Annotated in this window: 6 protein-coding genes; 1 reads left to right on the top strand and 5 read right to left on the bottom strand. The window is 73.2% G+C overall.

Annotated features, from left to right (window positions below; translation table 11 throughout):
• Positions 1–209: 209 nt before the first annotated feature.
• The gene (locus ACZ499_RS03075; protein WP_468671604.1) at positions 210–467 is read left to right on the top strand and encodes a hypothetical protein; all 258 of its coding nucleotides are present in this window, start codon (positions 210–212) and stop codon (positions 465–467) included.
• A gap of 48 nt (positions 468–515) precedes the next feature.
• Here ACZ499_RS03075 and ACZ499_RS03070 read toward each other — a convergent pair whose 3' ends face one another.
• From ACZ499_RS03070 to ACZ499_RS03050, 5 genes are read right to left on the bottom strand one after another with little or no spacing between them, the layout of a single operon-like run.
• Entirely contained in the window at positions 516–1,130 is a 615-nt protein-coding gene (locus ACZ499_RS03070; protein ID WP_468671602.1) for a TetR/AcrR family transcriptional regulator, read from the bottom strand.
• Positions 1,118–1,852: an enoyl-CoA hydratase family protein gene (locus tag ACZ499_RS03065; protein WP_468671599.1), complete on the bottom strand. Its 735-nt coding sequence runs from the start codon at positions 1,850–1,852 to the stop codon at positions 1,118–1,120. Before ACZ499_RS03065 ends, ACZ499_RS03070 begins: the two co-directional genes overlap by 13 nt.
• Entirely contained in the window at positions 1,849–3,459 is a 1,611-nt protein-coding gene (locus ACZ499_RS03060) for a 4-coumarate--CoA ligase family protein (protein WP_468671596.1), read from the bottom strand. The genes ACZ499_RS03065 and ACZ499_RS03060 overlap by 4 nt, the downstream gene beginning before the upstream one ends.
• A gap of 20 nt (positions 3,460–3,479) precedes the next feature.
• Complete coding sequence (locus ACZ499_RS03055) at positions 3,480–4,661, bottom strand: acyl-CoA dehydrogenase family protein (RefSeq protein WP_468671594.1); 1,182 nt, start codon at positions 4,659–4,661, stop codon at positions 3,480–3,482.
• A complete protein-coding gene (locus tag ACZ499_RS03050; RefSeq protein WP_468671591.1) occupies positions 4,658–6,568 on the bottom strand; it encodes an acetyl/propionyl/methylcrotonyl-CoA carboxylase subunit alpha in 1,911 nt (636 codons plus the stop codon). Before ACZ499_RS03050 ends, ACZ499_RS03055 begins: the two co-directional genes overlap by 4 nt.
• Between the last annotated feature and the right edge of the window lie 7 nt (positions 6,569–6,575).

Genomic DNA, 6,575 nt, shown 5'->3' with positions numbered 1-6,575 from the left:
GGGTGTTCGTCCCCCCCCTCTTCCCCCTTCTCTCTCGCCCTCCCCTCCCCTTTGTCCCCCCCCCCCCCCCCCCCCCCCCCCCCCCCCCCACACGTGTATGTGCCCCCGCTCGGGGCCCCTTGATCCTTTCGTGGCCGGATTGGATAGGGTTTTCGAGAACCAGTCCCCCCACAACGGGCTCCTCGGGCCCGGGATTTGGAGTACCACCCATGCGTCGTACTGTGACCGCTGTTCTGTCCGCCGCGCTGCTCGCCGGCGGCCTGGCCGTGACCGTCGCGCCCGCCGCGCAGGCCGGTGTCATCATCTGCAAGCCGGCCGAGCTGCGCCAGCAGGCCGCCCAGCTCGACCGGAAGGCCGCCGAGCTCAAGGCGCTGGGCGAGCGCACCGCCGCCGCCAAGGCGCACCAGCAGGCCGAGGCGCTGCGCAAGAAGGCCAAGATGTGCGAGGACGCGGACAACAACGCGTAGTTGGCAGGACGGGTACGGGGGTCGGGCGCACGCGCCCGGCCCCCGTTCTCATGCCCGCCCCAGCGCCCCGTCCACCAGCTCCGCCCACTGCGCCACCACCCGGCGCCTGCGCGCCCCGTCGTCCGTCAGGAGGTTGGCGAGGCCGAGGCCACGGGCCATGTCGAGGAGGCCCTGGACCGTTTCGCGTACGCCGGGCACCGACTCGTCAGCGCCGAGCAGGGCCACCGCGATGCGGTGCGACTCCCGGCCCACCCTGGCTTCCAGCTCCCGTACCCGTGCGTGCAGTTGGGGCTCGTTGGCGGCGGCCACCCACAGGTGCAGGGCGGCCCGGAACAGCGGGCCCGTGTAGAGGTCGACGAGGCTGGCGACCACGGTGTGGCGGTCGGTGGGGCCCAGCGCCCTCAGGGCCGTGGAGCGTTCCTCGGCCACGTATTCGACGGCCGCCGTGAACAGGTCCTCCCGGGTGGGGAAGTGGTGCTGGGCCGCGCCCCGCGAGACGCCGGCCCGCTCGGCGACGACGGAGACGGTGGAGCCCGCCCAGCCGTGTTCCGCCAGACAGGCCACCGCGGCCTCCAGGAGGCGCTGCCGGGTGACCCGACTGCGGTCCTGTTTCGGAGAGTTGGGGCCCTTCGCGGAGGCAGTCGCCGGCGTCACCACACCCATGGGGGCTCCCGTCGTTCCAGGAACGCCGTCACGCCCTCCTTCGCCTCGGCGGAGGCGAACAGGGCCGCCGAACGCGCGCTCAGGTCTTGTGTCCAGCGGTCGAAGGTCTCCACCACGGTAGCCGTGACCAGTGCCTTCGATGCGGCCAGGCCCTGCGGGGAGGCCCGGCGCAGCCCGTCGAGGACCGGGGCGAGGGCCGCGTCCACGTCGTCGGCCGCCTCGGTGAGCAGTCCGGCCCGTACCGCCTCGGCCGCCCCGAACCGTTCCCCGGTGAGGTAGTAGCGCCCGGCGGCGCGCGGGTCCATGCGGGGCAGCAGGGGCATGGAGATCACGGCGGGGGCGAGCCCGAGCAGGGATTCGGTGAAGGCGTACGTGGAGTCCGGTCCGGCCACCGCGATGTCGCAGGCGCCGAGCAGCCCGAGCCCGCCGGCCCTGACGTGCCCGGTGACCCGTGCCACGACCGGCTTGGGCAGCTCGACAACGCCTCGCATCAGGGTCACGAAGGCGGCCGGGTCCGGGGGTGACCTGAGGTCGGCGCCCGCACAGAACGTGGACCCGGTGTGGGTGAGGAGGACGGCCCGTACGCCCGGGTCGTCGGCGCAGTCGGCAAGGGCCGCGCCGAGCTCGCCGACGAGGGCGGCCGACAGGGCGTTGCGGTTGGCGGGCGAGTCCAGTGCCAGTGTGGTGATGCCCCGGTCCTGCGACCGGTGTACGACGGTCATGCGGTGCCCTTCTCGCTCTCCCGGACGTCCCGGCGTTCCCTGAGTTCGCGGCGGAGGATCTTTCCGGTCGCCGCGCGCGGCACCGTGCCGATGAACTCCACACGGCGGATCTTCTTGTACGGGGCGACGCGCCCGGCGACGTACTCCATGACGTCCTCGGTGGTGAGCTCCTGGCTGCCCGGCGCCCGTACGACGTAGGCGCACGGCAGCTCGGTGCCGTCCTCGTCGTACACACCGACCACCGCCGCGTCCGCGATGGCGTCGTGGGTGAGCAGCAGCGCTTCCAGTTCGGCGGGGGCCACCTGGAAGCCCTTGTACTTGATGAGTTCCTTGACCCGGTCGACGACGAAGAGCCAGCCGTCGGCGTCGGCGTGGCCGATGTCGCCGGTGTGCACCCAGCCGTCGGCGTCGATCATCTCGGCGGTGGCCTCGGGGCGGCCGAGGTAGCCCTTCATGACCTGCGGGCCCCGGATGGCGATCTCGCCGGTCTCGCCGGGGGCGACGTCGCGGCCCGGCTCGTCGAGGGAGAGGAGGCGCATCTCGGTGCCGGGCAGGAGTTTGCCGACGGTGCCGGGCGGCGGGTTCGCGGCCGCCAGGGGGACGGCGTGGGTGCCGGGCGAGAGTTCGGTCATCCCGTACGCCTGGCGCACCGGCGGGAGTCCGAGCCGGGCCGAGCAGGCCGCCGCGAGCTGGGCGTCCAGTGGGGCGGCGGCGCTGACGATGTACTCCAGGGAGGAGAGGTCGTACCGGGCGACCGCCGGGTGCTTGGCGAGGGCGAGCACGATCGGCGGGGCCACGTACAGGCCGGTGATGCGGTGGCGCTCGATGGTGGCGAGGAACTGGTCGAGCTCGAAGCGCGGCAGCACCACGACGGTGGCGCCGTGCCGCAGCGGCGCGTTGAGCAGCGCGGTGAGGCCGTAGATGTGGAAGAAGGGCAGGACGGCGAGGATGCGGTCGCCGGGTTTCATGGGGACGAGCGGGTGGAGCTGGGCGAGGTTGGTGGCGATCGAGCGGTGGGTGAGCATCACGCCCTTGGGTACGCCGGTGGTGCCCGAGGAGTACGGGAGCGCGGCGATGTCCACGCCGGGGTCGATCTCCACGGTGGGTTCGGGGGCGTCGGAGGTGAACATGTCGAGGACCGAGCGGTGGCCGTCCGCGCGGTCGCAGACGAATATCTCCGCGATGCAGCCGCTGAGTTCGGCCGCGCGGCGGGCCGTCTCCAGAAGTGGCGCGATCGTGACGATCCAGCGCGCCGAGGAGTCGGCGATCTGTTTGGCGAACTCCTCGGCCGTGGCCAGCGGATGGACGGTGGTCACCGAGGCCCCGGCGCGCGTCGCCCCGTAGAACACGGCGGGGAAGAGGACCGAGTTGGGGCTGTGCAGGGCGAGGACGTCGCCCTTGCGCAGTCCGGCCTCGGCGAGCGCGGCGGCGACCCGGCGGTGCTGCACGTCGAGCAGGGCGTACGAGACGGAGGTGGCGCCCGTCGGGTCCGTGCCGTCCATGAGGGCGGTGGCGGCGCCGTACCGGGGCGCCGCGTGCCCGAGGACCGCCTGGTGGATGGGTTCGTCGACGACCGGGACGGCCGCGTACTCGCTGTGGAAGACCATGGGGGCACGTCCTAGTACGGCTAGTACGACTTGGGAAGCCCCAGCGTCTGATGCGAGACATAGTTGAGGATCATCTCGCGGCTGACCGGCGCTATCCGGGCCACGCGCGCCGCCGTGATCAGCGCCGCGAGCCCGTACTCGCGGGTGAGGCCGTTGCCGCCGAGGGTGTGCACGGCCTGGTCTACGGCCTTGACGCAGGCTTCGGCCGCCGCGTACTTGGCCATGTTGGCGGCCTCGCCCGCGCCCGTGTCGTCGCCCGCGTCGTAGAGCGCGGCCGCCTTCTGCATCATCAGCCGGGCCAGCTCCAGCTCGATGTGGGCCTGGGCGAGCGGGTGGGCGATGGCCTGGTGGGCGCCGATGGGCTGCTTCCACACCTGGCGTTCGCGCGCGTACGTGAGCGCCCGCGCCAGCGCGTAGCGGCCCATGCCGATCGCGAAGGCGGCTGTCATGATCCGTTCGGGGTTGAGTCCTGCGAAGAGCTGGAGCAGCCCGGCGTCCTCTCCCCCACTGCCGAAAGCGTGGGAGGGGCCCCCACCGACGAGCGACTCGGGGGGCAGCCGCACCTCGTCGAGGGTCAGCTCGAACTGCTTCTCCTGGGCCTGGAGTTCCATGTCGATCCGGGAGCGCTGGAAGCCGGGGGTGTCGCGGGGGACGATGAACAGGCAGGGCTTGAGGCTGCCTGTCCGGGCGTCTTCGGTGCGGCCGACGATGAGGGTGGCGTCCGCGATGTCGACGCCGGAGATGAAGGCCTTGCGGCCGCTGACGATCCAGCCGCCGGTCTCCTCGTCGCGGCGGGCGGTGGTGGTGATGCGGTGCGAGTTGGAGCCCGCGTCGGGCTCGGTGATGCCGAACGCCATGGTCCGCGAGCCGTCCGCGAGCCCCGGCAGCCAGGTGCGCTTCTGCTCCTCGGTGCCGAAGCGGGCGATGACCGTGCCGCAGATCGCGGGCGAGACCACCATCATGAGCAGCGGACAGCCGGCCGCCCCCAACTCCTCCAGGACGATGGACAGTTCGGCCATCCCGCCGCCCCCGCCGCCGTACTCCTCCGGCAGGTTCACGCCGAGGTAGCCGAGCTTGGCGGCGTCGGCCCACAGCACCTCGCGGTCGTGGCCCCGGCCGTGCCGCTGCCCCAGGGCCGCCACGGCGGCCCGCAGGTCCTTGAGTTCCTGGCTCTCGATGGCGCTGCTACGTGCTCCGGTCATGACGGCTGGTCCTCCTGTGCTTCGGGTGCGTCCTGGACGACGGCGAGCAGGGCGCCGACCTCGACCTGGCGGCCGGGGGCGGCGTGGAGCGCGGTGAGCGTGCCGGCGGCGGGGGCGGTGATGGGGTGGGTCATCTTCATCGCCTCCAGCCAGATCAGTGGCTGTCCCGCGACGACCCGGGCCCCTTCGGCGAGCCCGTCCGCGACCCGGACGACCACGCCCGGCATGGGGGCGAGCAGCGATCCGGGGGCGACGAGTTCGCTGGGGTCGGTGAAGCGCGGGTGTGCGGTGAGGGCGTACGAGCCGGAGGCGGTGTCGACGTACACCTGGTCGCCGTACCGCGCGACCAGGAAGTCCCGGGAGACTCCGTCCACTTCGAGGCGTATGCGGCCGGGTTCGGCGGTTTCCAGGCGTACGTCCGGGAAGCCGTCGGCGGTGAGGCCGTGGCGGGTGAGGTGGTAGCGGATCTCGTGGTCCCCGTACCGCTTGGTCTGCGGCTGGGACGGCAGGTTGCGCCAGCCTCCGCCGAAGCGGGAGGCGCGGCCCGCCGCGTCCGCCAGGGCGGCGGCGAGGGCCGCGTGCGCCTCCCCCGCGCGCGGCTCGGTCAGGGCGGCCAGGTGCCGGTCGTAGAAGCCGGTGTCGAGGCGGCCGGTGGTGAAGTCCGGGTGGCGCAGGGAGCGTACGAGCAGGTCGCGGTTGGTCTTCGGCCCGTGGATACGGGCGAGTTCGAGCGCGCGGGCGAGGGTGCGGACGGCGGCGGCACGGGTGGGGGCGTGGACAACGGCCTTGGCGAGCATGGCGTCGTAGTGGACGCCGATGGCGTCGCCTTCGGCGTAGCCCCGGTCGAGGCGGACGCCGGGGACTTCGAGCCGGTGCAGGACGCCGGTCTGCGGGGTCCAGCCGCCCGCCGGGTCCTCGGCGTACAGCCGCGCCTCGACGGCGTGCCCGTTCGGCTCGGGTGGCTCGGCGGGCAGGGTGGCGCCCTCGGCGACCTGGAGTTGCAGCGCGACCAGGTCGATGCCGAACACGGCCTCGGTGACGGGGTGTTCGACCTGGAGGCGGGTGTTCATCTCCAGGAAGTACGCCCGTCCGGAGGGGTCGACCAGGAACTCGACCGTTCCCGCGCCCCGGTAGGAGACGGCACGGGCGGCGGCCACGGCGGCGGTGCGGAGCTTGGTGCGCAGGGCGTCGGGCAGGCCGGGCGCCGGTGCCTCCTCGATGACCTTCTGGTGGCGGCGCTGGAGCGAGCAGTCACGGGTGCCGAGCGCCCACACCGTGCCGTGCGCGTCCGCCATGATCTGCACCTCGACGTGGCGCCCGCGCTCCACGTACGGCTCGGCGAACACCTCACCGTCCCCGAACGCGGACCGCGCCTCGGCGGACGCGGCCTGCAACTCGCCTTCCAGATCGCCGAGTTCCCGTACGACGCGCATTCCCCGGCCTCCCCCGCCCGCCGCCGCCTTCAGGAGCAGCGGCAGATCGGCCCCGGTGGCCTTCGCCGGGTCGACGGGGGCGAGCAGCGGCACCCCGGCCGCCGCCATCAGCTGTTTGGCCCGGGTCTTGGAGGCCATCGCCTCGATGGCGGCGGGCGGCGGGCCGATCCAGGTCAGCCCGGCGTCGACGACCGCCTGCGCGAAGCCGGCGCTCTCGGAGAGGAACCCGTACCCCGGGTGCACCGCGTCCGCGCCCGCCGCGAGCGCCGCCTTCACGACGAGGTCGCCGCGCAGATACGTCTCGGCGGGCGTGGCCCCCGGCAGCCGCACGGCCGCGTCGGCCTCGCGTACGTGCGGCAGCGACGCGTCCGGGTCGGAGTACACGGCGACCGTGGAAATGCCCAGGTCACGGCAGGTGCGGAAGACCCGGCAGGCTATCTCGCCCCGGTTGGCGACAAGAACGGACTGGATCATCAGCGCC

The sequence above is a fragment of the Streptomyces sp. NPDC031265 genome (genome assembly GCF_055570295.1).
This window is presented reverse-complemented; position numbering and strand designations above follow the sequence as displayed.

Coding starts and splice junctions, on each gene's coding strand:
- ACZ499_RS03065 (WP_468671599.1), bottom strand. CDS start 1,852: ATGACCGTCGTACACCGGTCGCAGGACCGGGGCATCACCACACTGGCA.
- ACZ499_RS03070 (WP_468671602.1), bottom strand. CDS start 1,130: ATGGGTGTGGTGACGCCGGCGACTGCCTCCGCGAAGGGCCCCAACTCT.
- ACZ499_RS03075 (WP_468671604.1), top strand. CDS start 210: ATGCGTCGTACTGTGACCGCTGTTCTGTCCGCCGCGCTGCTCGCCGGC.
- ACZ499_RS03050 (WP_468671591.1), bottom strand. CDS start 6,568: ATGATCCAGTCCGTTCTTGTCGCCAACCGGGGCGAGATAGCCTGCCGG.
- ACZ499_RS03055 (WP_468671594.1), bottom strand. CDS start 4,661: ATGACCGGAGCACGTAGCAGCGCCATCGAGAGCCAGGAACTCAAGGAC.
- ACZ499_RS03060 (WP_468671596.1), bottom strand. CDS start 3,459: ATGGTCTTCCACAGCGAGTACGCGGCCGTCCCGGTCGTCGACGAACCC.